This window comes from Mesorhizobium sp. WSM2561 (assembly GCF_000513915.1).
Taxonomy (GTDB): Bacteria; Pseudomonadota; Alphaproteobacteria; order Rhizobiales; family Rhizobiaceae; genus Mesorhizobium; species Mesorhizobium muleiense.
On record NZ_AZUX01000014.1, the window covers coordinates 58,075 to 81,107 of the forward strand.

25 protein-coding genes are annotated in these 23,033 nt (G+C 63.2%); 13 read left to right on the forward strand and 12 right to left on the reverse strand.

What is annotated here, in order from left to right:
- Positions 1 to 19 precede the first annotated feature (19 nt).
- The 4 genes from M727_RS0112985 to M727_RS0113000 all read left to right on the forward strand — a co-directional run bounded on the left by M727_RS0112985 (position 20) and on the right by M727_RS0113000 (position 4,451).
- Entirely contained in the window at positions 20 to 1,729 is a 1,710-nt protein-coding gene (locus tag M727_RS0112985) for a type I secretion system permease/ATPase (RefSeq protein WP_036262207.1), read from the forward strand.
- A complete protein-coding gene (locus M727_RS0112990) occupies positions 1,726 to 3,180 on the forward strand; it encodes an HlyD family type I secretion periplasmic adaptor subunit (RefSeq protein WP_084646715.1) in 1,455 nt (484 codons plus the stop codon). The genes M727_RS0112985 and M727_RS0112990 overlap by 4 nt, the downstream gene beginning before the upstream one ends.
- A 336-nt stretch (positions 3,181 to 3,516) precedes the next feature.
- Positions 3,517 to 3,813: a hypothetical protein gene (locus M727_RS0112995; protein ID WP_023797468.1), complete on the forward strand. Its 297-nt coding sequence runs from the start codon at positions 3,517 to 3,519 to the stop codon at positions 3,811 to 3,813.
- Between the two features lie 128 nt (positions 3,814 to 3,941).
- Positions 3,942 to 4,451, forward strand: a complete 510-nt coding sequence (locus M727_RS0113000) for an NUDIX hydrolase (protein ID WP_027153045.1) — start codon at positions 3,942 to 3,944, stop codon at positions 4,449 to 4,451.
- Here M727_RS0113000 and M727_RS0113005 read toward each other — a convergent pair.
- From M727_RS0113005 to M727_RS0113025, 5 genes are all read right to left on the reverse strand, one after another.
- Positions 4,427 to 5,278 carry a citryl-CoA lyase gene (locus M727_RS0113005; protein WP_027153046.1) on the reverse strand — a complete coding sequence of 284 codons (852 nt, stop codon included), beginning with the start codon at positions 5,276 to 5,278 and terminating at the stop codon, positions 4,427 to 4,429. The two genes, M727_RS0113000 and M727_RS0113005, sit on opposite strands and share 25 nt — an antisense overlap.
- Before the next feature lie 19 nt (positions 5,279 to 5,297).
- A complete protein-coding gene (locus M727_RS0113010) occupies positions 5,298 to 6,476 on the reverse strand; it encodes a CoA transferase (RefSeq protein WP_027153047.1) in 1,179 nt (392 codons plus the stop codon).
- A gap of 15 nt (positions 6,477 to 6,491) precedes the next feature.
- Positions 6,492 to 8,015 carry a tripartite tricarboxylate transporter permease gene (locus M727_RS0113015; protein WP_027153048.1) on the reverse strand — a complete coding sequence of 508 codons (1,524 nt, stop codon included), beginning with the start codon at positions 8,013 to 8,015 and terminating at the stop codon, positions 6,492 to 6,494.
- Positions 8,016 to 8,019: 4 nt separating this feature from the next.
- The gene (locus M727_RS0113020; protein ID WP_027153049.1) at positions 8,020 to 8,556 is read right to left on the reverse strand and encodes a tripartite tricarboxylate transporter TctB family protein; all 537 of its coding nucleotides are present in this window, start codon (positions 8,554 to 8,556) and stop codon (positions 8,020 to 8,022) included.
- Positions 8,557 to 8,685: 129 nt separating this feature from the next.
- Positions 8,686 to 9,663: a tripartite tricarboxylate transporter substrate-binding protein gene (locus tag M727_RS0113025; protein WP_027153050.1), complete on the reverse strand. Its 978-nt coding sequence runs from the start codon at positions 9,661 to 9,663 to the stop codon at positions 8,686 to 8,688.
- Positions 9,664 to 9,867: 204 nt separating this feature from the next.
- Between M727_RS0113025 and M727_RS0113030 the strand changes: the two genes are divergently transcribed.
- Positions 9,868 to 10,641, forward strand: coding sequence for an IclR family transcriptional regulator (locus tag M727_RS0113030; RefSeq protein ID WP_027153051.1), 774 nt, complete (start codon positions 9,868 to 9,870; stop codon positions 10,639 to 10,641).
- 50 nt (positions 10,642 to 10,691) lie between these two features.
- On the opposite strand, the gene M727_RS0113035 is transcribed toward M727_RS0113030, so the two are convergent.
- Both M727_RS0113035 and M727_RS0113040 read right to left on the reverse strand, forming a co-directional pair.
- Entirely contained in the window at positions 10,692 to 11,231 is a 540-nt protein-coding gene (locus M727_RS0113035; protein WP_027153052.1) for a GNAT family N-acetyltransferase, read from the reverse strand.
- A gap of 201 nt (positions 11,232 to 11,432) precedes the next feature.
- Positions 11,433 to 11,663, reverse strand: coding sequence for a YdeI/OmpD-associated family protein (locus M727_RS0113040; RefSeq protein WP_027153053.1), 231 nt, complete (start codon positions 11,661 to 11,663; stop codon positions 11,433 to 11,435).
- A 152-nt stretch (positions 11,664 to 11,815) separates the two neighbouring features.
- On the opposite strand from M727_RS0113040, the gene M727_RS0113045 reads away from it, so the two are divergent.
- A complete protein-coding gene (locus M727_RS0113045; RefSeq protein WP_027153054.1) occupies positions 11,816 to 12,271 on the forward strand; it encodes a DUF2214 family protein in 456 nt (151 codons plus the stop codon).
- Here the strand turns inward: M727_RS0113045 and nth are convergent.
- Positions 12,265 to 13,068: an endonuclease III gene (gene nth, locus M727_RS0113050; protein WP_027153055.1), complete on the reverse strand. Its 804-nt coding sequence runs from the start codon at positions 13,066 to 13,068 to the stop codon at positions 12,265 to 12,267. The genes M727_RS0113045 and nth overlap by 7 nt on opposite strands.
- A gap of 22 nt (positions 13,069 to 13,090) precedes the next feature.
- Between nth and M727_RS0113055 the strand changes: the two genes are divergently transcribed.
- The 5 genes from M727_RS0113055 to M727_RS0113075 all read left to right on the forward strand — a co-directional run bounded on the left by M727_RS0113055 (position 13,091) and on the right by M727_RS0113075 (position 17,930).
- Positions 13,091 to 13,585 carry a DUF2244 domain-containing protein gene (locus M727_RS0113055; protein WP_023797457.1) on the forward strand — a complete coding sequence of 165 codons (495 nt, stop codon included), beginning with the start codon at positions 13,091 to 13,093 and terminating at the stop codon, positions 13,583 to 13,585.
- 229 nt (positions 13,586 to 13,814) lie between these two features.
- Complete coding sequence (locus M727_RS0113060) at positions 13,815 to 14,693, forward strand: methylated-DNA--[protein]-cysteine S-methyltransferase (protein ID WP_027153056.1); 879 nt, start codon at positions 13,815 to 13,817, stop codon at positions 14,691 to 14,693.
- Between the two features lie 146 nt (positions 14,694 to 14,839).
- Positions 14,840 to 15,751: a ribokinase gene (locus M727_RS0113065; protein WP_027153057.1), complete on the forward strand. Its 912-nt coding sequence runs from the start codon at positions 14,840 to 14,842 to the stop codon at positions 15,749 to 15,751.
- A 5-nt stretch (positions 15,752 to 15,756) separates the two neighbouring features.
- Positions 15,757 to 17,202, forward strand: a complete 1,446-nt coding sequence (locus tag M727_RS0113070) for an amidase (protein WP_036262208.1) — start codon at positions 15,757 to 15,759, stop codon at positions 17,200 to 17,202.
- A gap of 113 nt (positions 17,203 to 17,315) precedes the next feature.
- On the forward strand, positions 17,316 to 17,930 hold the full coding sequence (locus M727_RS0113075) for a LysE family translocator (protein ID WP_023797453.1): 615 nt from the start codon (positions 17,316 to 17,318) through the stop codon (positions 17,928 to 17,930).
- A 240-nt stretch (positions 17,931 to 18,170) separates the two neighbouring features.
- Here M727_RS0113075 and M727_RS0113080 read toward each other — a convergent pair whose 3' ends face one another.
- Entirely contained in the window at positions 18,171 to 19,112 is a 942-nt protein-coding gene (locus M727_RS0113080; RefSeq protein ID WP_027153059.1) for a nucleoside hydrolase, read from the reverse strand.
- Positions 19,113 to 19,255: 143 nt separating this feature from the next.
- On the opposite strand from M727_RS0113080, the gene M727_RS0113085 reads away from it, so the two are divergent.
- Positions 19,256 to 19,681: an Hsp20 family protein gene (locus M727_RS0113085; protein ID WP_023797450.1), complete on the forward strand. Its 426-nt coding sequence runs from the start codon at positions 19,256 to 19,258 to the stop codon at positions 19,679 to 19,681.
- Positions 19,682 to 19,744: 63 nt separating this feature from the next.
- On the forward strand, positions 19,745 to 20,002 hold the full coding sequence (locus tag M727_RS0113090) for a DUF1150 family protein (protein WP_023797449.1): 258 nt from the start codon (positions 19,745 to 19,747) through the stop codon (positions 20,000 to 20,002).
- Between the two features lie 89 nt (positions 20,003 to 20,091).
- Here the strand turns inward: M727_RS0113090 and ptsN are convergent, their stop codons facing one another.
- The 3 genes from ptsN to rpoN form a co-directional block, all read right to left on the reverse strand.
- A complete protein-coding gene (ptsN, locus tag M727_RS0113095) occupies positions 20,092 to 20,556 on the reverse strand; it encodes a PTS IIA-like nitrogen regulatory protein PtsN (protein WP_023797448.1) in 465 nt (154 codons plus the stop codon).
- A gap of 106 nt (positions 20,557 to 20,662) precedes the next feature.
- Positions 20,663 to 21,247, reverse strand: coding sequence for a ribosome-associated translation inhibitor RaiA (gene raiA / locus M727_RS0113100; RefSeq protein ID WP_027153060.1), 585 nt, complete (start codon positions 21,245 to 21,247; stop codon positions 20,663 to 20,665).
- A 268-nt stretch (positions 21,248 to 21,515) separates the two neighbouring features.
- Positions 21,516 to 23,030, reverse strand: coding sequence for an RNA polymerase factor sigma-54 (gene rpoN, locus M727_RS0113105; protein WP_027153061.1), 1,515 nt, complete (start codon positions 23,028 to 23,030; stop codon positions 21,516 to 21,518).
- Between the last annotated feature and the right edge of the window lie 3 nt (positions 23,031 to 23,033).

A 23,033-nucleotide genomic window follows, 5' to 3' on the forward strand; every position in this document is an offset into this window, starting at 1 on the left:
GCCGAGGGCGAAGTCCGAATTGGCTGCCTGCCTGGCGCATTTCCGGCGCGCCTTTTTGGCGGTGGCGGGTTTCAGCGGCCTTATCAACGTGCTGATGTTGTCCGGCTCGGTGTTTATGCTGCAGGTCTACGACAGGGTCCTGCCCAGCCGTAGCGTGCCGACGCTGGTGGCTCTGGTCCTGCTGATTTCGATTCTATATGTTTTTCAAAGTGCACTCGACGCGATCCGCGGCCGGGTGCTGGCGCGTATCGGCAGCGGACTCGACGAGCGCCTGAGTGAGCGGACCTACCGCGTGATGTCGCAATTGCCCTTGGCCAGAGGCCGTTCGGGCGAGGGCATGCAGCCGGTGCGCGATCTCGATCAAATCGGCGGTTTCCTGGCCAGCGGTGGTCCCGCCACTCTTTTCGACCTGCCGTGGATGCCGCTTTATCTCGCGCTCTGTTTTGCCTTCCATCCTTGGCTCGGCCTGGCTGCGCTGATTGGGGCGATCCTGCTTTTGGCATTGACCGTGCTCACGGAGAAAACGGTCCGCCGTCCAGCAACTGAAATGTCTGGATATGCCGGAGCGCGCAGCAATATCGCACTGGCAAGCATCCGCAATGCCGAGGTGCTCGAAGCGATGGGCATGAGATCCACTATGGCCTCGCGGTGGGCGGAAGCAAACGGCAAATACAGGCAGGCGCAGATGCGCGCCAGCGATGTCACGGGTTCATTCGGCGCGCTCTCCCGCGGCTTTAGGATGCTGCTGCAATCAGTCGTTCTCGCGATCGGAGCGTATTTGGTGATCGGCCAGGAAGCCACGCCTGGCATCATCATCGCAAGTTCTATTCTTACCGCGCGAGCGCTGGCGCCAGTCGAACTCGCAATTGCGCACTGGAAGAACTTTCTTGCCGCTAGACAAGGCTGGCATCGGCTGAGCGAACTTTTCAGGGAGTTCCCTGCCACAGAGGATCGCTTGCAGCTGCCGCCGCCGCGGACCGAACTCTCGGTTGAAGGGATCGGCGTCGTTCCGCCAGGCGAGCGCCGTTTTGTTGTACAGGACATTACGTTTTCGCTGAGCGCCGGCTCCGCGCTCGGTGTCATCGGTCCGAGTGCATCGGGCAAATCGTCACTGGCGCGGGCGCTCGTCGGCGTCTGGCCGGCAGCGCGCGGCAAAATCCGCCTGGACGGCGCCGCCATCGAACAGTGGCCGGCTGAGGCACTGGGGCGGCACGTCGGGTATCTGCCGCAAGATGTCGAACTTTTCGCAGGCACCATTGCTCAAAACATTGCCCGCTTTGATCCTTCTCCGGATCCGGCAACCATTATCGCGGCGGCCAAGACCGCGGGCATGCACGAAATGATCCTGCGCTTGCCTCGCGGATATCAGACCGAGATCGGCGAGGGCGGCGCATCGCTTTCAGCAGGACAGCGGCAGCGCATTGGACTGGCCCGCGCGCTTTATGGTGATCCTTTCCTCGTTGTTTTGGATGAACCGAACTCGAATCTGGACGCTGGAGGCGAGCAGGCTTTGACCCAGGCGATCCTTGCAGTCAAACAGCGGCACGGCGTGGTTGTCGTAATCGCCCATCGTCCAAGCGCCCTGGCTGCAGTGGACCTTTTACTTGTTCTCGACTCCGGCCGTCAGCACGCATTTGGGGCGAGGGATCTGGTCGTCCGGGGCACGACGCGGAGTGCCTCCGTCGGAACGCTTCAAGCTGTTGCCCCGGAGGAAAAGGCATCAGGATGACGTTATTTCATGATCGATCGTTCTTTGGCGCGCGTAACGGCGTGAGGGGGATGATTCCGCATATTCGTGCCGGAGCGAGCCATCTGGCCGGCGTCAAGGGCAAAATCGGCGGGCTGCTGTTCGTTCGGGCTAACCTCCCTACCGATGTGCGATCGCAGCCGACGCAGAACGACTTATCCCTTCGCCGGTATATGCTTCTTGGCGCCGCAACCGTGGCGCTGCTTGTCGGCGGCCTTGGTGCATGGGCGGCAACGACGGAATTGTCAGGCGCCGTCATCGCTACCGGCCATATCGCAGTGGAATCCAACGTCAAGGCGGTTCAGCATCCAAGCGGCGGCGTTGTGGGTGAGATCAACGTGCGCAACGGCGATGAAGTCAGAGCAGGTGATATTTTGCTTCGTCTCGACGACACGCTTACACGCGCCAATCTCGCCGTCATAACCAATACCCTGGACGAACTCTCGGCGCGGGAGGCACGCCTCACAGCGGAGCGTGAGGGTGCCGAGGCGATAGCCTTTTCCGAGGATCTCACCAGCCGCTCCTCTGTTGGACATGTGGCGCGTGTGATCGGCGGGGAGCAGAAACTTTTCGCTTTGCGCCGGGGAGCTTACCGTGCCCAAATCGAGCAACGCAGGCAACGGGTGAGCCAGCTCAAGGAGGAGATAGCGGGCCTCGAGGCACAAAGGGCGGCCAAGGAGCACGAGATTGCGTTGGTCCGCGACGAGATCAAGGGCGTCAGGGGCCTTTGGGAAAAGAAACTCGTCCAGCGGTCGCGACTCCTGGACCTGGAGCGGGGCGAGGCTCAGATCGAGGGAGGGCGCGGCCAACTCGTCGCTGCGATAGCCGAAGCGAACGGCAGAATCAGCGAAACAGAAATGGCCATCATCCAGATCCAGCAGGATTGGCGCAGCGAGGTCGCGAAAGAATTACGCGAAACGGAGGCTCGAACCACAGAATTGGCAGAGCGAAAGATCGCCGCGGAGGAATTGCTTAGACAGACCGATATTCGTTCACCCCAGAACGGACGGGTGCATCAGCTTGCGATCCATACGGTCGGCGGCGTCGTCACGACCGGCGAGCCAATTATGATGATTGTCCCGACCGCTGACGAATTGACTGTGGACGCACGCATCGCGCCTCAAGACATCGATCAGGTCCAGCCCGGCCAGCTTGTCCATCTGCGGCTGTCGGCGTTCAGCCAGCAGGTCACGCCGGAAATCGAAGGACATGTAGCAACGGTTTCTCCCGACCTCGTCGAAGACGAGCGGAACGGACTATCCTACTACAGCGTGCGGATCAGGCTTGACGAAGGCAAACTTGGCTCGTTGGATCCGGAAAGCCTCAAGCCAGGCATGCCGGTGGAGGCGTTCATGCGCACGACCGATCGCACCGTCATCTCGTTTCTGATGAAGCCATTGACCGACCAGATCAGCCGCGCATTCCGCGAATAGTCGCGCGGCTGGCCTCGCCGTGCCGTGGCCACGGCTCCGGGGAACGCAGCCCGGCCATGCCGAGCTTTTCAACTGTGTGATGTTGCGGTTCAAATTATCCAAGCCAGGCCTGAAAGGTATGGAACCGCAGGATGCTCTCCAGCTTCTTGTCGTCGGCCTCGTATTGGTGCCCTTCGCCAGCACACATCGGTCGACGGGCTTTGCGCCCTGACTGGCTAGCCCGCCAATTCCGCTCCGGCGAGGCTTTAGCCATGGCATCATCAGACAAACGCCCTATATAATCGCAGGGTTCTGTTTCGTGCGGGCCCAAGATGTGTTTCGTAAGGGAATGGATGGATGTCGCCGCTTCGCCTTTCGACGATCTTGATGTCGGCAACCCTGGCAACAGCGATGCTGTCGGGCGCGGCTGTGTCCGCGCAGAACGTCGCTCCCGCCAATCGCAATACGGTGGTCCTGCAAGGCGAATTGCAGATGCTGGAGAACAGGCTGCGACGGCAGCAATTTCAGCAGCAGCAACAGCAGTTCCGTGCCCAGGATCGCGTGGTCGTGCCGCAACGGCCAGATGTGCCGCAGATGGCGCCTACTTGCCAGTTGCGGCGATCGGGCAGCCGCTTCATCAGCGTCTGCCGCTGATGGCCCGGCGTTTTCATTTATTTAGCTGATATGCTTGAACGCCGCTCTACTTAAAGTAGCATCAAAGGCGGTTTTGATTTCGCAACGTGCCTTTGCGCTTGGGCACTGCCCTGATTGGATCGTCGGCAATGGCAGCCACCAAGAAGAAGGTCGTGCGCAAGGCGAGGAAGGGCGAGCGGATCCGCCAAGTCGCGGCAATTCCCTTTCGGCTGGGCAGGCATGGCGGCGTCGAGGTGATGCTGGTCACCTCGATATCGACAAGGCGCTTTATCGTGCCGAAGGGCTGGCCGATGAAGGGCAAGAGTGGGCGCAAGGCAGCCACCATCGAAGCGCGGGAGGAAGCCGGCGTCCTCGGCAAGACGCTGAAGCAGCCGGCCGGCACCTATTCCTACTGGAAGCGGCTGACGAACCGCTTCGTCCGCGTCGACGTCACCGTCTACCTGCTGGCGGTGACGGAGGAACTGGCCAACTGGCAGGAAGCCAAAAGGCGGCAGCGGGCATGGCTGGCGCCGGAAGACGCAGCCGTGCTTATCGACGAGCCCGATCTTTCAACGCTGCTGAAGAACCTGAAAATTCCCCAGCCAGCGGCCGCTGGCGAACTTGCACCAAGGTCTCAGTTGGAGTCGTCTTCTGCCTGAGGAAAAGGCCGCACCGGCGTGCCCGTATAGGCCCACAACCATTCGCGCGGCAGTGGTCCCTTGTTGCGGTCGCTCTGTTGCGACTGTTCCCACGCATGCGCCAAGATGCCGACCGAGCGCGACAGCACGAAAAGGCCACGTGTCAGCGGCGGCGGAAAGCCGAGCTCGCCATAGATGACGGCGGTGGCGCCGTCGATGTTGAGCGGGATCTTCTTGCCCTTGCGCCGCGCGACCTCGGCCTCGACAGCATCGGCGATGTCGGCGAAACGTCCGCTGACGATGCCGCGCGCGGCAAAATCGCGGGTCAGCTCGATGAGGCGCGGCGCCCGCGGATCGACCGGATGGAAGCGGTGCCCGAGTCCTGGCACATAGGACTTTTCCTCGGCGAAGAAACGATCGAGCCGCGCCATGACGGCATCGCCAAGCGTCACGCCTTCGTCCACTGCCGCCGCGATGTCGCCGTAGAAGGCAAGCGCCTGCTCGCCGGCGCCGCCATGCACGTCGCCAAGCACATTGATGGCTGAAGCCATGGCGCTGTTGATGCCGACGCCGCAGGTGGCCGCCATGCGGGCAACGGCGATCGACGGCGCCTGCGGCCCGTGGTCGACGGCCGCCCCCAGCGCGATACCGAGCAGCGCCGCCTGCTCCTCGCCAGGCAGTTCGCCGCGCAGCATCAGCCAGATCATCGCCGGAAAGCTGACGCGGCCGATCAGGTCCTGGATCTCATAGCCACGCAGCCGGATCACGCCAGGGCGCATTTCGATGATATCGGTCTGCCACCATTCCTCACCGCGCTCGCGGCCGGTTTTTTTCTCAACGTTGCTCATGTTCTCGCGCCGCTCATGCCTACGCTCTTGTCTTGACGCGCGGCGGCAGACTGGCAAACACCTCGTCCATATGCTCGCCCAGCGCCGGCGGCGGCCTGGTCGGCAACGGTGCTGCGCCATCGACCATGAACCCGCCGCGCACGACGGTCAGCGGCCGGTCCATCTTCGGCATGCCATCGAAGCGGGCGGTCATCTCGCGCTCGATCACCTGCTGCTCGGCCAGCACCTGCGGGATGGTCAGCACCCTGCCCGCCGGCACGCCTGCGCGATTGAGCGTCTCCTCCCAGGCTGCGGCCGAGTTGTTCTCCAGGGCACCCTCGATCAGCGCCTTCAAGGCGATGCGGTTGCGCTTGCGCGTCTCGCGCTCGGCAAAGCGCGGGTCCGAGGCCAGCTCCGGCAGCCCGACCAGCCGGCAGAGCGTGACGAACTGCTCCTGCTTGTTGGCGGCGATGTTGAGTAGGCCGTCGCCGGTGCGAAACGTGCCGGAAGGCGCCGCCGTCATGTTCTCGTTGCCCATCGGCTGCGGCTCGACGCCTGCCGTCAGATAGTTGGAGACCGGCCAGCCCAGCGCGGAAAGCGTGCATTCGAGCATCGACACGTCGAGGAAAGCGCCCTCGCCTGTCGTCTTCTGCTTCACAAGTGCCGCGGCGATCGCGAACGCCCCGACCAGCCCACCCAGCGTGTCGGCGACGGGGTATCCGACACGCAGCGGCGCGGTCTGCGCTGTGCCGGTGATGCTCATGATGCCCGAAAGACCCTGGATGATCTGGTCGTAGGCCGGATTGTCGCGCATCGGCCCGGTCTGGCCGAAGCCCGAAATCGCGCAATAGACAAGACTGGGGCGGACCTCTTTCAGCCTGGCATAGCCGAGCCCCAGCCGATCCATCACGCCGGGGCGGAAATTCTCGACCAGCGCGTCGGCGGAGGCGACCAGATCGAGGAAGCGTTCGCGATCGGCCTCTTTCTTGAGATCGAGCACCACCGATCGTTTGCCGGCGTTCTGCGCCAGGAAGGAAGCGCCCATGCCGGTGCTGTTGAGTTCCGGCGAGCCGCCGAGCTGGCGCGCCAGATCGCCGCCTTGCGGCGCCTCGACCTTGATCACATCGGCCCCGAGCAGCGCCAGCTGATAGGCACAGTAGGGGCCAGCCAGAACATTGGTCAGGTCGAGGACGCGGATGCCGGACAGCAGATCGGTCATGATGTCACAAACAGGTCAGGCATCGCCCGGCACGTGTTCCGGTCCACGCATGCGGCGGCGTTCGATGTAAGCGTAGACATGCGGCCCGATCAGCCCGATGAACGCCAGCGTCAGCAGTGTCAGCGACAGCGGATGTTTGTAGAACACCGACCAGTCGCCGTTCGAGATGGTCATCGCGCGGCGGAACTGCGTTTCGGCGAGCGGCCAGAGGATCATGCCGATGATGACCGGCGCCGTTGGGAAATCGAAGCGCCGCATCAGGAACCCGGCCCCGCCGAGCAGATAGAGGATGACGAGGTCGGTCGGCGACTGAGAAATACCGTAGGTGCCGACCGTGGCGAACACCAGGATGCCGGCATAGAGCTGCGGCGCCGGGATTTTCAGCAGCCGCACCCACAACCCGATCAGCGGCAGGTTGAGGATGACGAGAATGATGTTGGCGATGAACAGGCTGGCGATCAGCCCCCAGACCAGATTGGCCTGCGTCATGAACAGCATCGGCCCGGGATTGATGCCATAGCTTTGGAAGGCCGACAGCATGATCGCGGCCGTCGCCGAGGTCGGCAACCCAAGCGTCAGCATCGGCACCAGCACGCCGGCGGCCGATGCGTTGTTGGCGGCTTCCGGCCCGGCAACGCCTTCGATGGCGCCGACCGTGCCGAACTCCTCCTTGTGTTTGGAGAGCTTTTTCTCGATTGCATAGGACAGAAAGGTCGGGATTTCGGCGCCGCCGGCCGGCAGCGCGCCGATCGGGAAGCCGAGCAGGGCGCCGCGCAGCCAAGCCTTCCACGAGCGTGCCCATTCGGCCGCCGTCATGTAGAGCGAGCCCTTCAGCGGCACGATCTCGTCCTTGCCGGCATAGCGGCGCGAGGCCATGTAGAACGTCTCGCCGACTGCAAAGAGGCCGACGGCGACGACGATCACGTCGACGCCATCGAGCAATTGGCTCATGCCGAAGGTGAAGCGCGGTTGCCCGGTCTGCAGGTCGACGCCGATCATGCCGATGACGAAGCCGATGAACAGGCTGATCAGGCCACGAACCGACGACGAGCCGAGCACCGCCGAAACCGTGATGAAGGCCAGCACCATCAGCGAGAAATATTCGGCCGGGCCGAAAGACAGCGCGAATTTGACGACGACCGGGGCCAGGAAGGCGACGCCCAGCGTGCCGAGTGTACCGGCGACGAAGGAGCCGATCGCCGAAGTGGCAAGTGCCGCGCCGCCGCGGCCGGAACGGGCCATCCTGTTGCCTTCCAGCGCAGTGACGATGGTCGCGCTTTCACCCGGCGTGTTGAGCAGGATCGATGTCGTCGAACCGCCATACATGGCGCCGTAATAGATGCCGGCAAACAGGATGAAGGACGCTTCCGGCGCCACCTGGTAGGTGATCGGCAAAAGCAGCGCGATGGTCAGTGCCGGTCCGAGGCCGGGCAGCACACCGATCGCTGTCCCCAGTGTCGTACCGAGCAGGCACCACATGAGATTGACCGGCGTGAAAGCGACCGAAAATCCGTGCGCGAGATGGCCAAGCGTTTCCATGGCTTCAGCCTCTCAACATACGGATAATCGAATCGAGACCCGTGTTCAGCTGGTTCTCGATGAAGCCGGCGCCGATGTTGACGCCGAGCGCCCTGGCGAAGCCGAAATAGGCGGCAAGCGCCAGGATCAGGCCGAGCAGCACGTCACGCAGCGGATGTCTGCTGCCGAATCCGTGGCAGATGAGAACGAACATGATCACCGAGGCTGCGGTGAAGCCAAGCGGCTGGATCAGAACAAGATTCGCGACCAGTCCGACGGCGACGATGCCCATCGCCTTCCAGTCGGTCGGGGTTTCCTTTTCTTCTTCCGGCTGCCAGCCGCCCCGCATTGCGGCGACGATCAGCAGCAGGGAAAGGATCGTCATGCCGACCATGGTGATGTAGGGGAAGACGGTCGGGCCGACCTTGGAGTAGAGCGGCGACACCGGAATCGACAGCGTCTGCCAGGCCACTGCGCCGGCGCAGGCAAGAAGCCCGATGCCGATCAGCAATTCGGGCACGGCAAGGCGCGGCCGCGCCGCCTGCTGGTCGCTGGTGCTCATGATCGTCCTCCCTGGATAGCCGGTCTCCCACGGCCGACCTCATCGCAGTTTCACTCGCGCCGGATCGTATGTCCATGCGGCTGGCGAACATCGGAAAGGGGCAGTGCGGACCGCCCCTCTCCGGGGACATCAGGCAAGGCCGAGGTCCTTGAGGATGGCTGCGATCCGAGCCGTGTCTTCGGTGAGAAATTTCGCATAGTCGTCGCCGGTGAGCAGGATCCGCGTCCAGTTGCGGTTTTTGCATTCGGTGGCCCAGGCTTCGCTTTTGGCCATCGTCTCGACCAGCGTGATCATCGCCGCCTTGTCGGCGTCGGAAACGCCCGGCGGTGCGAAGACGCCGCGCCAGTTGAACAGTTCAACATCGATGCCGGCTTCCTTCATCGTCGGTGCGTCGATGCCTTCCTGGCGCTTGTCCGCGGAAATGGCGAGCAGCCGAAGCGCGCCTGCCTTGACCTGTTCGGAGAACTCGCCATAGCCGGAGATGCCGGCCGCGACCTGGTTGCCGAGAAGCGCTGACAATGCCTCGCCGCCGCCGGCGAACGGCACGTAGGAGAGGTTGGCTGCCGGAACACCGGCCGTCTTGGCGATAAGGCCGAACAATATGTGGTCCGAACCGCCGGCCGAACCGCCTGCCACCGGAACCTTGGTCGGATCGGCCTTGAGGGCGGCGACGAAATCCGCTGCTGTCTTGAACGGCGAGGCCGCCGGCACCACCAGCGCCTCGAATTCGCCGGTGAGGCGGGCGATCGGCGTGACCTCGGTGAGATTGTTGGCCGATTTGTTGGCGATGATGGCGCCAACCATGACCATGCCGGCAACCATCAGCGAATTGCCCTTGCCGTTCCACTGGCTGATGAATTGCGGCAGGCCGACTGTGCCGCCGGCGCCGCCGACATTGGTGATCTGCGAACCGGAGATCAGCTTCTCACTGCGCAGCACCTGGTCCATCGTGCGCGCCGTCTGGTCCCAGCCGCCGCCGGGCGCTGCCGGCACAAAGATCTGGATCTGCGGTGCGTCCTGCGCGAAAGCGGGCGAGAGATGCAACGCTGCGAAACCGGCGGCGCCGGCAGCGGCGGTGCTCGTTAAAAATCTGCGTCTGTTCAGCATGGGGTTCCTCCAATCACGACACCTCCTCCGGTGCCTGCCAGCAACGTAGCCTGAATTCAGACCCGCTCGACAAAAATTCATGCAGTCTTTGCATCGTTCTGTCAACCGGAATGGCATTCTGGTGGACAGAACTATCCGGATGCGGCACAATTGTTCCGATCGGCCCTTCTGTCCAACTGGGAACGGAACGACGTGGTCAAGCGGATAACCGTAACACAATCCAAGCCTGCGTCGACCAACGGCGTTGCCGCGCTCGAGCGAGCCATCGCCATCCTCGATGCTTTCGCTGCTGCCGACCGTTCGCTCAGCCTGGCCGAAATCGCGGCGCGCACCGGCCTCTACAAGAGCACGATCCTGAGGCTGGCGAACTCGTTGCTGCGCGGGCAATTGCTGGAGCGTCTCGACGACGGCCGCTACCGTGTCGGCCCTGCCACCTTTCGGCTGGGCGCCCTATACCAGCGTTCGGTGGTGGCGATCGACATCCTGCTGCCGATCATGCGCGATCTGGCCGAGCGAAGCTGGGAAAGCGTCGCCTTCTATGTCCGTTCGGGCGACGTGCGCACCTGTCTTTACCGCGTCGAGTCCAAGCATCCCATCCGCTACACCATCCGGGAAGGCGACGTGCTGCCCCTGCTGGCCGGCACAGGCGGCCGCGTGCTTGCGGCGTTTTCCGGTCAGCAGGGCGAACCATACGAGACGATCCGCAAAACCTACCATTGTTTGTCGGTCGGCGATCGCGACCCCGAGACGGCGGGCGTCTCGGCACCAGTGTTCGGGCCGGGGCACATCCTGCTCGGTGCGTTGACGCTGTCCGGCCCGAGCACGCGCGTCGACGCGGCCTTTCTACAGCGCATGAAAAATCCGCTGATCGAGGCGGCCGCGCGCGCCACCCGCGCTTTCGGCGAAGACGCCTCGATGCTCGAACAGGCGGCCCTAAAGGCCCAAGCGGAAGGCCCGGTGCTGAAGCGGCAGGCCTAGAAAGCCTCGATTCGGCCCGATCAGAACCACCGGATGACAGGCCGCAACCGCTAGGGCTGCCGTTCCAGCAGGATCGTCGCATCGTCGTGATAGGTGGTCCGCAACACTTCGCTGTAGCCGCATTTGGCCGCGACGCTCAGCGAAGCGGTGTTTTCCGGATCGATGATGCAGACCGTCCTTGCGCGCCCGAATGCCTCGTCGCCCCAGGCGAGAGCCCGTCCGACGACTTCGCTGGCGAACCCTTGGCCATGTGCGCTCGGGGCCAGCGCCCAACCGGCTTCCGGAACGCCTTCGATCGACGGCACCATGTCGCGCTTCAGATCGTGGAAACCGGCCTCGCCGATGAAACGGCCGGATGCCTTGTCCTCGATCGCCCAGAAGCCGTAGCCCAGCAGCGACCACAGGCCGGCATGACGCAGGAAGCGCATCCAGCTTTCCTCGCGCGTGCGCGGCTTGCCGCCGATGAAGCGGGTGACGTCCGGATCGGCCCACATGGCAACATAGGCATCGAAATCATCGAGCTGGTGTGGCCGCAAGATGGTTCGCTTCGTCTCGATGACCGGTGCACTGGCTGCTCCTGGATTTCCCATAACTCTGCCTCGCGCCGCATGATCGCCGAAAAACCGCCTCCGAAACGATCATGCGCAAATTCAAAGTGTTTCTTTGCCGGTGCCTCATGCATGTCGCCCAAATGTCCAACAAGAGCCAGGACAGGGCAGATCATCTTCCAGCGCGAGAAACGAGGTCGAGGCGCTTCGACCGCGGGAAACTGTGACCCGACAAGCGCGATTTCAGCCGCGCCACGGCATGTTCATGTAGACGCCGCCACGCTTCAATTCGTCCAGCATCTGGTCGAGCCGCTTGTGTCTTGTCTCGGGGCGTTTGGCACGAGCGATCCAGCCGAGATAGTCGTTCTTCTGATAATGCGGTCTGTCATCATAGGCCGCCATCAAACCCTGCTTTGTCAAAGCGGTTCGGATGTCGTCCGGCATCGGGTTCAAGGCGCGTTTAAGCCCGGTCATGGCCAAAATTTAGTTTGTCAGGATTTGGCGTCAACAACGCAGGCACGTAGTCGCGAACGCCAGCTCCGGCATGGGATTCTTGCCGAACGATGCTACCCTTCGCACGAAACTGATTCAGCGTCCGCTGTGCCGTCCGACGCAGGGAAAAGGGCATGGATACCACCGATCTTCTGCTTGCCATCTTTCATCATCTGCTGGTGTTTTCACTGGCCGGCATCATCGGCGCCGAATTTGTCCTGATCCGCGGCGATCTGCCCGCCGCGACGCTTCGGCGACTTGTCGGCATCGATCGCCATTACGGCATCATCGCCATGCTGATCATCGTCGTCGGCATCGGACGCGTCATCTACGGCCTGAAGGGTTGGGAATTCTACGTCTATAACTGGGTGTTCTGGGCAAAGATGGCGGCCTTCGTCGCCGTCGGCCTGCTGTCGATCATCCCGACGGTCCGCTTTGCGTCCTGGAACAGGCAGGCCTCGGCCAGCCCCGGCTTTCAAGTGCCGGCAGCACAACTTGCATCCGTTCGAACTCATGTCCGCGCCGAAGCCTTCATCTTCCTGCTGATCCCGGTCTTCGCCGCGGCGATGGCACGCGGCTACGGCTACTGAATCTCGCTTACCGGTTCGAGCGGCGCAATTTCGACCAGCGGCGCCGGAACATCATTCGTCTTCTCCTCGGCCTTGCAGATGTCGGCGATGACACAGACCGGGCAATCCGGTTTGCGCGCCTTGCAGACATAGCGGCCATGCAGGATCAGCCAGTGATGCGCATGGCGCATGTATTCGTCCGGAATGATCCTCAACAGCCCCTGCTCGACCTGTTCCGGCGTCTTGCCGGGCGCCAGCCGCAGCCGGTTGCCGATGCGAAAGATATGCGTGTCGACCGCCATCGTGTGCTGGCCGAAGGCCATGTTGAGCACGACATTGGCGGTCTTGCGCCCGACGCCCGGCAGCTTGACCAGTTGGTCGCGGTCGTCGGGCACTTCGCCGCCATAGCAGCGGATCAGCGCCTCCGACAGCGCGATGACGTTCTTGGCCTTGTTGCGCCAGAGCCCAACGGTGCGGATATAGTCGCCGACCTTGGCTTCGCCGAGAGCCAGCATCTTTTGCGGCGTGTCGGCGACCTTGAACAGCGCCCGCGTCGCCTTGTTAACGCCGACATCGGTCGCCTGTGCCGAAAGCACCACCGCCACCAGCAGCGTGAAGGCGTTGATGTGTTCGAGTTCGCCCTTCGGCTCGGGCCGCTGAACGGAAAAGCGTCGGAAAATCTCGTGCACTTCGGCCGGGCTGTAGCGCGAATCGGACCGCACCGGCCGGGCACGCGGTTTGGCGTTCGCGCCGTCGCGTCGGCCGGGGAGCAGTTCATTTTTGGGTGTAGAGGATTTTTTGGACTTGGGGCTCGTCATCCCCTTCCTATAATATCCCGGCATGAGCGACACAAACGCCTCATATCAGGCCGACGAGCCATTCTTCCAGGCGTTGCTGATACCGCATCGCTCGCTGGGCAAAACCGGCTTTGCCATCCTGATGGGCGCTCTGCTGTTCGGCTCGTTGGTCACCGGAGCGTTTTTCCTGTCGCGCGGCGCCTGGCCGGTGTTCGGCTTCCTCGGTCTCGACGTCATCGCCGTCTACATCGCCTTTCGCGCCAATTATCGTGCCGCCCGCGCCCGTGAGGAAGTGTCGGTCTCGCGCACCAGCCTCGACATCCGCAAGACCGCGCCATCAGGCAAATCGGAAGCACATCGCTTCAATCCGTTCTGGGCGCGTTTTTCGGTCGCCCGCCACGCCGAAATCGGCATCACCAGGATGGCGGTGGAAGCACAAGGCCAGAATGTGCCGATCGGTGGCTTCCTCAATCCCGACGACCGCGAGAGCTTTGCGTCAGCCTTTTCGCGCGCCCTGGCGACCGCGAAAGCGCGCTGAATGTGAGCGAACCGCCTCGTTCGCGAACCGGTTCTGCAGTGCCTGATAATCGGCCATAAACGGTAATCGGCAGCGTCTACTTCTCCTTGCTGGAATGCACCCTTTTTCGCCAGCTATCGTCGCACCTTCCTCCAAGCCAGATCTATCTGGATACACATGACGAGAAGGCAAGTTTCGGGTGGTGATCGGAGCCGCGAAGGACGATATTCACGATCAAGGAGATAGTCCGATGAACGCACAGACAGCTATTCTGAAGAAAGACATCACACCCGAAGGCGGTGATTACGAAGTTGTTCGGCGCGCGATCGAGAAGATCAGCCTTGACTATCGTGACCAGCCGTCGCTCGAAATATTGGCCGAGGAAGTCGGCGAGACGCCGACCGGCTTGCAGAAGCTCTTCACCCGCTGGGCCGGCCTGTCGCCCAAGGCGTTTCTGCAGGCGGTCACGCTCGACCACGCGCGCAAACTGCTCGATTCCGGCATGCCGCTGCTCGAAGCTTCATTCGAGGTCGGCATGTCAGGCCCCGGCCGGTTGCACGACCTTTTCGTCACCCACGAAGCGATGTCGCCGGGCGACTACAAGACGCGCGGCGCCGGGCTGACGATTCGCTACGGTTATCATATTTCGCCTTTTGGCATCGCCCTGATCATGGTCACCGACCGTGGGCTTGCCGGCCTCGCCTTCAGCGATGCCGGCGACGAGCGCGCAGCCTTCGCCGACATGTCCGGCCGCTGGCCGAACGCAAACTATGTCGAGGACATGGCCGCGACGGCGCCCTATGCGGCGCGCATCTTCGATCCGGCGCTGTGGCGCCCCGACCAGCCGCTGCGCGTCGTCTTGATCGGCACCGACTTCCAGGTCCGCGTCTGGGAAGCCCTGCTGCGCATCCCGATGGGCAAGGCCTGCACCTATTCCTCGATCGCTGCCGGCATCGGCGCACCGAGCGCCAGCCGGGCGGTGGGTGCCGCGGTCGGCGCCAATCCGATGTCCTTCGTGGTGCCGTGCCACCGGGCTCTCGGCAAGTCCGGCGCGCTCACCGGCTACCACTGGGGCCTGACCCGCAAACGCGCCATCCTTGGCTGGGAAGCGGGACAGATCGGCTCTTGAAATCGCGCGCCAATTGTCGATGTCGGCGCCGCCGACGCCTGGAGTTGCGCTGAGAAGCGCGTTCAAACCTGACGCGATTAGCCCGCGCGGTCTGGCAAGCGGCGGCCTTACGGAGTAGCTTCCCGCGGTCAGCAGGGAGGCACCACTTGATAATCGTTGTCGGCTCGATCAACCTCGACCTTATCGCCAATGTCGACCGCTTGCCCGCACCGGGCGAGACGGTTCGGGGTTCTGGCTTCAGCACCGCACCCGGCGGCAAGGGCGCCAACCAGGCGCTGGCCGCCGCGCGCGCCGGCGCCAAGGTGCGTATGGTCGGCGCGGTCGGCAAGGACAATTTCGCCAACGAAGCGCTGGCGCTGTTGCGGGACGGCAAGATCGACCTGTCCGGTGTCGGTGAAACCTTCGCTTCGACCGGCACGGCATTGATCATGGTCGCCGACGACGGTGAGAACGTCATTGCCGTGGTGCCGGGCGCCAATGATTCGGTCGTCACAGGCGACCTCTCCAAGGCTTTCATGAAGAAGGGCGATGTCGTGCTCCTGCAGCAGGAGATCCCGCTGCAGACTGTCGATGCAGCACTGGACGCAGCACGGGCGGCAGGCGCGGTTACCGTGCTCAACACGGCACCGTTCCGCGCAGAGGCGGCCGCCTTCCTCGGCAAGGCCGACTATGTCGTCGCCAACGAAACCGAATTCGACCTCTATGGCGAGGCGCTGTCGCTGAGCGGCCGCGATCGCCCGGCGCGGATGCGCGATTTCGCGGGGACGACCGGCCGCACAATAGTCGTCACGCTCGGCGGTGACGGCGTTCTGGCCGCCACGCCAGCCGATCTCTTGATGGTTCCGGCGTTGAACGTCACTCCGGTCGATACGGTCGGCGCCGGCGACACGTTCTGCGGCTATTTCGCCGCCGGGCTATCATCGGGCCTGCCGCTCGACCAGGCGCTCGCCCGTGCTGCAGCCGCTGGTTCGCTCGCTTGCCTGAAGCCCGGTGCCCAGCCGGCAATCCCGCTGGCGAAGGAAGTCGAGGCGGCGCTCCAAGACCCGGAGGCCAGGTGAGAGCCATGCGTCCGGCCACAAAACATGCCGTGCCGCCTGCCGGCGATATCTGCCGCCTGTCCGCCATGGATCTCGCCGACGCGATCCGGCGCCGCCAGTTGTCGGTGCGCGAGGTGGCGACGGCATTCCTCGACCGGATCGACGCGGTAAACCCGCTGGTCAATGCCATCGTCTCGCTGCGCGAACGTGCCGACATCTTGCGCGAGGCCGACAGGGCAGACGCCCATCTGGCGCATGCTGGGCATGCCGGACCGCTGTTCGGCCTGCCGATCGCCATCAAGGATCTCGCGCAGACCAAGGGCCTCAGGACCAGCTTCGGCTCGCCGATCTTCGCCGATTTCGTGCCGCAGGAAGACGATTTCTTCGTCGAGCGCATCCGCAAGGCCGGCGCCATCATCATCGGCAAAACCAACGTTCCCGAATTCGGCCTGGGCTCCAACACCTATAACACCGTGTTCGGCCCGACACTCAATGCCTTCGACCCGGCCTTGACCGCCGGCGGTTCGAGCGGCGGCGCGGCGGTCGCGCTGGCGCTCGACATGGTGCCTGTCGCCGACGGCAGCGACTTTGGCGGCTCGCTGCGCAACCCGGCCGCCTACAACAACGTCTATGGCTTCCGTCCCTCGCAGGGGCTTGTCCCGGCCGGCCCCGAGCTTGACGTCTTCCACGCCCAGATGGGCGTCGAAGGGCCGATGGGCCGCAACGTGCGCGACATGGCGTTGCTGCTCGACGAGCAGGCTGGCTACGACCCTCGCGCGCCGCTCTCGCATCACAAGGACTGCTTCCTGCAGGGGCTGCAAACGCCGGCGGCCGGCGGCCGCATCGCCTGGCTCGGCGATCTCGGTGGTCATCTGCCGGTCGAACCCGGCATCCTTAGTCTTTGCGAGGCCGCTCTCGGCCGGTTCGCCGCGGCATCCTTTCAGACCGAAGCGCTGGTGCCGGATTTCGATTTCGAAGCGCTGTGGCAGGCCTTCGTGACGCTGCGCCAGGCGAGCAGCGGTTGTGCGCTCAAGGCGCATTACGACGATCCCTTGAAACGCGCTCTTCTGAAGCCGGAGGCCGTGTGGGAGGTGGAACAGGCGCTGCAACTCACGGCGCCGCAGATCCACGCCGCCACGGTGAGGCGCTCGTCCTGGCATCGAACGTTGCTGTCACTCTTCGACCGCTTCGACCTGATCACGCTACCAACCGCCCAGGTTTTTCCCTTCGATGTGCTCACCCACTGGCCGACCCAAGTGGCCGGGCGTGCCATGGACAGCTATCACCGCTGGATGCAGGTGTCAGCGCTCGCCACGCTGGGCGGCTGCCCGGCGATCAGTGTACCGGCCGGCTTCGATGGCAGCGGCAGGCCGATGGGCATGCAATTGATCGGGCGGCCGCGCGGCGACATGGCCGTGCTGAGAGCGGCGGCAGCCTACGAGACGACGCTGCCGTGGCTGGCTGGAGCCTAAAATAATCCAGGTCAAGGTTGCCGGCGACATCTCCTGCCGGCTTGCAGCCGCGTTACTGTCATGCATTGATCGCGGTCAGCCGTGTCGCAAAGCCGCATACTGTTGAGGAAACCATGTCGCTGGAACTCTATGCCACCTATCTCGTCGCCTGCCTCGTCATCATCCTGGTACCCGGACCGACGGTCACGCTGATCATCGCCAACAGCATCCGCCATGGCTCTCGCGCCGGCCTCGCCAACGTCGCCGGCACACAGGCCGGACTGGCGATCATGATCGCCATTGTCGGCATCGGATTGACCTCGCTGATCGCCGGAATGGGCCATTGGTTCGAATGGGTCAGGCTGATCGGTGCCGCCTATCTGATCTGGATGGGTGTGCAGATGTTCCGCTCCAAGGGCAAGCTGAACGCCGACGGATCGGCGAAGACACCGCGCGGCGGCTTCTTCCTGCAGGGCCTGCTGGTGGCGATCAGCAATCCCAAGACGCTGGTGTTCTTCGGCGCCTTCTTTCCGCAGTTCATCGCCCCTGACGGCAACCATGGGTTGCAGATCGGCGTCATGGGCCTCACCGCCATGATCTTCGCCGCCGTATCGGATTCGACCTACGCGCTGGCCGCCGGCCGCGCCGGACGCCTGCTTTCGGCCGGCCGCGTCAAGCTGCTGTCGCGGATAAGCGGCAGTTTTCTGGTCGGCGGCGGCCTGTGGCTGGCATTTTCAAAGGCGAAGTGAGCGGCACTCTTTTCCTTCTCCCCTCGTGGGAGAAGGTGGCCGCCCACGGGTCTTGCCTCCGGCAAGCCCGAGGACAGGCTCCGCGGCCGGATGAGGGGTGTTCCAGCTTGGCACCAACAGCGCTCCGGCCAACACCCTCAACCGTCTCGGCGCTGCACGCAGATCCCCCGCCCGCGGCGAGTCACGGGCCTCGCCCGCCCTTCGGGCCACAAGGCCCCACAAGGGGAGAAGGAAGCAGCCCTAAAGCCGGCCCAGCCTTTCCAGCAGCAGCGCGAACAACGCATCGTGGTCGATGTCGCGCATCACCATGGCGTTGCTCGGCCGTTTGGTCACGCCCCACCAGTCGATCACGGTCATGCCCATGGTGAGTTCCGAGGCGGTTTCCACAGCGACGTTGCAGTTGCGGCCCCTGAACAGCTCGGGTTTCAACAGATAGGCGATGACGCAAGGGTCATGCAGCGGACCGCCGTCGGTGCCGTATTTCTCTTCGTCGAATCGTTCGAAGAATTCCAGCATCTCCGCCGTGGCCGTGCCGACCCTGGTGCCGAGCTTGCGGTAGGCTTGGGTGCGCTTGGCCGTGGTCAGCGCCTTGTGGGTGACGTCGAGCGGCATCATGACGATCGGAATGCCGGATTTGAATACGACATCGGCGGCATGCGGGTCGACATAGATGTTGAATTCGGAGGTCGGGGTAACGTTGCCGCCTTCGAAGAAGCCGCCGCCCATCAGCACGATTTCCTTGATGCGCGGCGCGATCTTCGGCTCGCGGATCAGCGCCAGCGCTATGTTGGTGAGCGGACCGAGCGCGCACAGGGTGATCGTGCCGCTCTCTTCCTTCATCAGCGTCTCGACGATGAAATCGACCGCGTACTGGTCCTGCAGCTCCATTGTCGGTTCGGGCAATTGCGGACCGTTGAGCCCGGTCTCGCCATGCACCTCCTCGGCGGTGACCAGTTCGCGCGCCAGCGGCCGGATGGCGCCGGCATAGACCTTGATGTCAGGCCGGCCGGCCAGCTCGCAGATCTTGCGTGCATTCTTTTCGGTGAGTCTCAGCGGCACGTTGCCGGCGACGGCGGTCATGCCGACGATCTCCAGCTCGGCGCTGCCGAGCGCCAGCAATATGGCGACGGCATCATCCTGGCCGGGATCCGTGTCGATGATGATCTTGCGGGATTGGGGCATTTCAATTCCTTGTTTAGGGAGTCTTTTTGGGCGGGGCTTTTGACGGCTTGAACTCGACCGCCGGGCGGACCATATCAAGACCATCGGGAAAAATGCCATCCGGGTTTTTCCGCTTTATGTCGCTCTTGAGAGGACAGTGTAACATGAGTCGAATGACGCCTTTTTCCAGCCCGCTTCTCCTGGGTTTCGACGCCATGGAAAAGACCCTGGAGCGTCTGGCGAAGTCAGGTGACAGCTACCCTCCCTACAACATCGAGCGCCTCAGCGGTGCCGACGGCAAGGCCGAAAGGCTGCGTATCACACTCGCTGTCGCCGGTTTCGCCGAAAACGATCTCGATGTGACCACGGAGGAGAACCAGTTGGTCGTGCGCGGCCGTCAGAACGATGACACCGAGCGCGAATTTCTGCACCGCGGCATTGCCGCGCGCCAGTTCCAGCGCTGTTTCGTGCTGGCCGACGGCATGCGGGTGATCGCGGCGGAGCTGAAGAACGGTCTTTTGTCGATCGATCTCGATCGGCCCGAGTCCGAACGGCTGGTACGGAAAATAAACATATCGGTGAAAGACTGATTTTTACCGATTGCTCTCATGCGAGGCGGCCTTGAACGGGGTCCTCGCTGCACGGAGGCTTAAATGACCAGAACTGACGAAAACCTTATCATGACCAGCGGCGAGTTCGCCCATCTCGGCGAAGGCTCGGTCGCCTATCTCAGGAAAATCTCGAGCGACGATCTGCGCGGCCGTTTCCCGGGCCTCGGCGAAATCGCGCCCGGGCTGGAACTGTGGGCCCTGTTTGCCGCCAACGGCCAGCCGATCCTGCTTTCGGACGCTCGCGAGCGGGCGCTGGCCGGCGCCCTGGAAAACGACCTGACCCCCGTCGCAATCCACTAAGTCGCCATCCACTAACAATAGGCGCAGCGATCTGGTTAGAACGGACAGGGCCGCTCGCGGCGGCCCTTTAACCGAACTGATCGGAAAAATCAGGCCGCGTGCGAGGCTTGTGTATCCGATAAAAGCGCATGGATCGCGGCGGCGTCGCGGGTGCCCCTGATCTTGGCCACCGTGTCGGCGTCGCGCAGCACCCGCGCGATGCGCGACAGCGCCTTGAGATGGTCGGCGCCGGCGCCTTCGGGCGCCAAAAGCAGGAACACCAGATCGACCGGCTGGTCGTCCAGCGCCTCGAAATCGACCGGCGTCTCCAGCCGGGCGAAAACCCCCGCGATCCGCTTCACCCCGGCCAGCTTGCCATGCGGAATGGCAATGCCGTTGCCGACACCGGTCGAGCCCAGCCGTTCACGCTGCAGGATGGTGTCGAACACCTCCCGTTCCGGAATGCCGGCAATTGCCGCCGCCCTTTCGGACAGCATTTGCAGCAGTTGCTTCTTGGAGTTCGCCTTCAACGCCGGCAAGATTGCCGGAACGTTGATAAGATCGCTCAGGTCCATACTTGAAATCCCTTGTTCGCCTGCCGTCGCCAGCCCTCACTCTCGCGTGCGGCTGGTGCCTTATCCCAGTGCGGCCTTGGCCGTCAGCCCAGTGCGGCCTTGGCCGTCAGCCCTGCGCGACCTTGGTGGTAGACGGGTCGATCCAGCCGATGTTTCCGTCCGGCCGACGATAGACGATATTGAGATGCTCGTTTCCGGCGTTGCGGAAGACGAGGACCGGGCTGTCCTTGGTGTCGAGTTCGATCACCGCTGACGCCACCGACATGGTCCGCAGCGTCATGGTTGATTCGGCGACGATGGCTGGCGCGTAATTCTCCGGCATTTCCTCGTCATCGTCGGCAAGCGGCGCCATCACCGTATAGGCGACGTCGGTGGGTTCGCCATTGGCGTTGCCTGAATTATGTGACTTCAGCCGACGCTTGTAGCGGCGAAGGCGGGTCTCGAGGCGATCCGCCGCCGCCTCGAAAGCGAGCGTCGGGTCCTGCGCTTCACCGGTGGCCTGCAGCGAAGCGCCGGAATCCAGCCGGATCATGCAATCGGCCGTGTAGCGCGACCCCGATTTGACGACTACAATTTGCCCTGAAAAGCCCCGATCGAAATATTTCCCGATCACTTCTCCGACACGGTCGTTGATGCGCGTACGGAACGCATCGCCGATATCCATGTGTTTTCCTGATATGCGCAGCGTCATCTGAATACTGACCTTCCTTGCTCAGGCTTCAAACTGTCGCGAGTTTATACCCGTGGTCTGAGCGCACAAGCTTTGCGGCGTCACTTGCGCCGATTTTAAATCCGAACTTTTCCGATTGATCACAAGCCGCCTTCTTGACCGTCCCGTGGCCAACGTCGTGACGGACCATCCGCATGCGGGCAGTAGCCCGTCCCATGCGGGCGGGCTTCTAGCCACTTCATTGCGGCTTGTCAATGAAGTGCGAAAGCTGTGGAAATTCCGTCGGAGATCAACGTCCGGCGCTGGCCAAAGCGCGTTTTTCACGCCGCCGCTGCACCGACGAGGGAATATTCATGCCCTCCCGATACTTGGCGACCGTGCGCCTGGCGATATCGACGCCGCTTTCCCGCAACATATCCACAATGGCGTCGTCGGAAAGCACGTCGGCAGGTTTCTCCTCGTCGATCAACTGCTTGATGCGGTCGCGCACCGCTTCAGACGAATGCGCGTCACCGCCACCCGACGAGGCGATCGAGGCGGTGAAGAAATAGCGCAGTTCGAACACGCCGCGCGGCGTCAGCATGTATTTGTTGGCGGTGACCCGGCTGACGGTCGATTCGTGCATGCCGATGGCGTCGGCCACCGTGCGCAGGTTGAGCGGCCTCAGGTGACGCACGCCATGAACGAGGAAGGCGTCCTGCTGGCGCACGATTTCTGAGGCAACCTTGAGGATAGTCTTCGCCCGCTGATCGAGGCTGCGCGTCAGCCAATTGGCGTTTTGCAGGCATTCCGCCAGGAAATCCTTTTCCGTCTGATTTTTCGCATGCGGCGAAACCCGGGCGAAATAGATATGGTCGACCAGCACGCGCGGCAGCGTTTCGGGGTTGAGTTCGATCACCCAGCTCCCGTCATTGGCCGCACGCACTTCGACATCGGCGATGATCGCGTCGCTGGCGCCGCCCGAAAACGCCATCCCCGGGCGCGGATCGAGCGCACGTATCTCGGCCAGCATGTCCAGCAGATCCTCCTCATCGACCCCACAAATCCGTTTCAGGGTCTGGAAATCGCGCCGGGCCAAGAGTTCGAGATTGGCAATCAAAGCCTTCATCCCAGGGTCGAGACGGTCGCGGACGGCAAGCTGCAGCGACAGGCATTCGGCAAGGTCGCGGGCAAAGAGGCCGGTGGGCTCGAATGTCTGGCAGACCGCGAGCGCATTTGCCACCGCCGCTCTGTCGGTGCCGAGACGGGTGGCGATCTCAGCCATGTCGGCGCGCATGTAGCCGGCCTCGTCGAGGCCATCGGCCAGTTCGCTGGCGATCAGGCGTGCTGCCGGGTCGGCGAAGGCAAGCGCAACCTGCTCGCGCAGCGTGATGGCTCCGGCCGCCATGTCTCCGACGTCAAAACCGTCGGAAGAGGATGCGGAACCGTTGCCGGATGCCGATTTCCACTGGGCCGTCAGGTCGGGACCGAGTCGCTCGCTGGTGCCGGGGTCGTCGGGAAACAGGTTTTCCAGCGAAGTATCGAGCTTTTCCGAGATCGCCTCGGCGCTCCACGCCGTTTCCTTCTCGAACCAGTCGCCGGCGGTGGCCGTTTCCGGCGCGGCATCGATCTTCTGCGCCTGGTCGCTGACGGCATCGTCCTGCGGCTCGGCGCGCTCGAGCAAAGGATTGCGCTCGATCTCGTCGTCGATGAAGCGTTCCAGCTCGATGTGGGTGAACTGCAGCAGCCGTATCGACTGCATGAGTTGCGGCGTCATCACCAGCGACTGGGACTGTCGTAGCTGTAGTTTTGCCGCCAACGCCATGGT

What these genes read in the sequence shown, in the direction of transcription:
- M727_RS0113010 (WP_027153047.1), bottom strand. Translation starts at nt 6,476, where the DNA reads ATGACCGATCTGCTGTCCGGCATCCGCGTCCTCGACCTGACCAATGTT.
- M727_RS0113000 (WP_027153045.1), top strand. Translation starts at nt 3,942, where the DNA reads ATGGCAGCCACCAAGAAGAAGGTCGTGCGCAAGGCGAGGAAGGGCGAG.
- M727_RS0113040 (WP_027153053.1), bottom strand. Translation starts at nt 11,663, where the DNA reads ATGACCGGGCTTAAACGCGCCTTGAACCCGATGCCGGACGACATCCGA.
- M727_RS0113080 (WP_027153059.1), bottom strand. Translation starts at nt 19,112, where the DNA reads ATGCCCCAATCCCGCAAGATCATCATCGACACGGATCCCGGCCAGGAT.
- M727_RS0113045 (WP_027153054.1), top strand. Translation starts at nt 11,816, where the DNA reads ATGGATACCACCGATCTTCTGCTTGCCATCTTTCATCATCTGCTGGTG.
- M727_RS0113005 (WP_027153046.1), bottom strand. Translation starts at nt 5,278, where the DNA reads ATGAGCAACGTTGAGAAAAAAACCGGCCGCGAGCGCGGTGAGGAATGG.
- M727_RS0113035 (WP_027153052.1), bottom strand. Translation starts at nt 11,231, where the DNA reads ATGGGAAATCCAGGAGCAGCCAGTGCACCGGTCATCGAGACGAAGCGA.
- rpoN (WP_027153061.1), bottom strand. Translation starts at nt 23,030, where the DNA reads ATGGCGTTGGCGGCAAAACTACAGCTACGACAGTCCCAGTCGCTGGTG.
- M727_RS0113085 (WP_023797450.1), top strand. Translation starts at nt 19,256, where the DNA reads ATGAGTCGAATGACGCCTTTTTCCAGCCCGCTTCTCCTGGGTTTCGAC.
- ptsN (WP_023797448.1), bottom strand. Translation starts at nt 20,556, where the DNA reads ATGGACCTGAGCGATCTTATCAACGTTCCGGCAATCTTGCCGGCGTTG.
- M727_RS0113055 (WP_023797457.1), top strand. Translation starts at nt 13,091, where the DNA reads ATGAGCGACACAAACGCCTCATATCAGGCCGACGAGCCATTCTTCCAG.
- M727_RS0113015 (WP_027153048.1), bottom strand. Translation starts at nt 8,015, where the DNA reads ATGGAAACGCTTGGCCATCTCGCGCACGGATTTTCGGTCGCTTTCACG.
- M727_RS0113090 (WP_023797449.1), top strand. Translation starts at nt 19,745, where the DNA reads ATGACCAGAACTGACGAAAACCTTATCATGACCAGCGGCGAGTTCGCC.
- M727_RS0113075 (WP_023797453.1), top strand. Translation starts at nt 17,316, where the DNA reads ATGTCGCTGGAACTCTATGCCACCTATCTCGTCGCCTGCCTCGTCATC.
- M727_RS0113060 (WP_027153056.1), top strand. Translation starts at nt 13,815, where the DNA reads ATGAACGCACAGACAGCTATTCTGAAGAAAGACATCACACCCGAAGGC.
- M727_RS0113025 (WP_027153050.1), bottom strand. Translation starts at nt 9,663, where the DNA reads ATGCTGAACAGACGCAGATTTTTAACGAGCACCGCCGCTGCCGGCGCC.
- M727_RS0113020 (WP_027153049.1), bottom strand. Translation starts at nt 8,556, where the DNA reads ATGAGCACCAGCGACCAGCAGGCGGCGCGGCCGCGCCTTGCCGTGCCC.
- raiA (WP_027153060.1), bottom strand. Translation starts at nt 21,247, where the DNA reads ATGACGCTGCGCATATCAGGAAAACACATGGATATCGGCGATGCGTTC.
- M727_RS0113070 (WP_036262208.1), top strand. Translation starts at nt 15,757, where the DNA reads ATGCGTCCGGCCACAAAACATGCCGTGCCGCCTGCCGGCGATATCTGC.
- M727_RS0112995 (WP_023797468.1), top strand. Translation starts at nt 3,517, where the DNA reads ATGTCGCCGCTTCGCCTTTCGACGATCTTGATGTCGGCAACCCTGGCA.
- M727_RS0112990 (WP_084646715.1), top strand. Translation starts at nt 1,726, where the DNA reads ATGACGTTATTTCATGATCGATCGTTCTTTGGCGCGCGTAACGGCGTG.
- nth (WP_027153055.1), bottom strand. Translation starts at nt 13,068, where the DNA reads ATGACGAGCCCCAAGTCCAAAAAATCCTCTACACCCAAAAATGAACTG.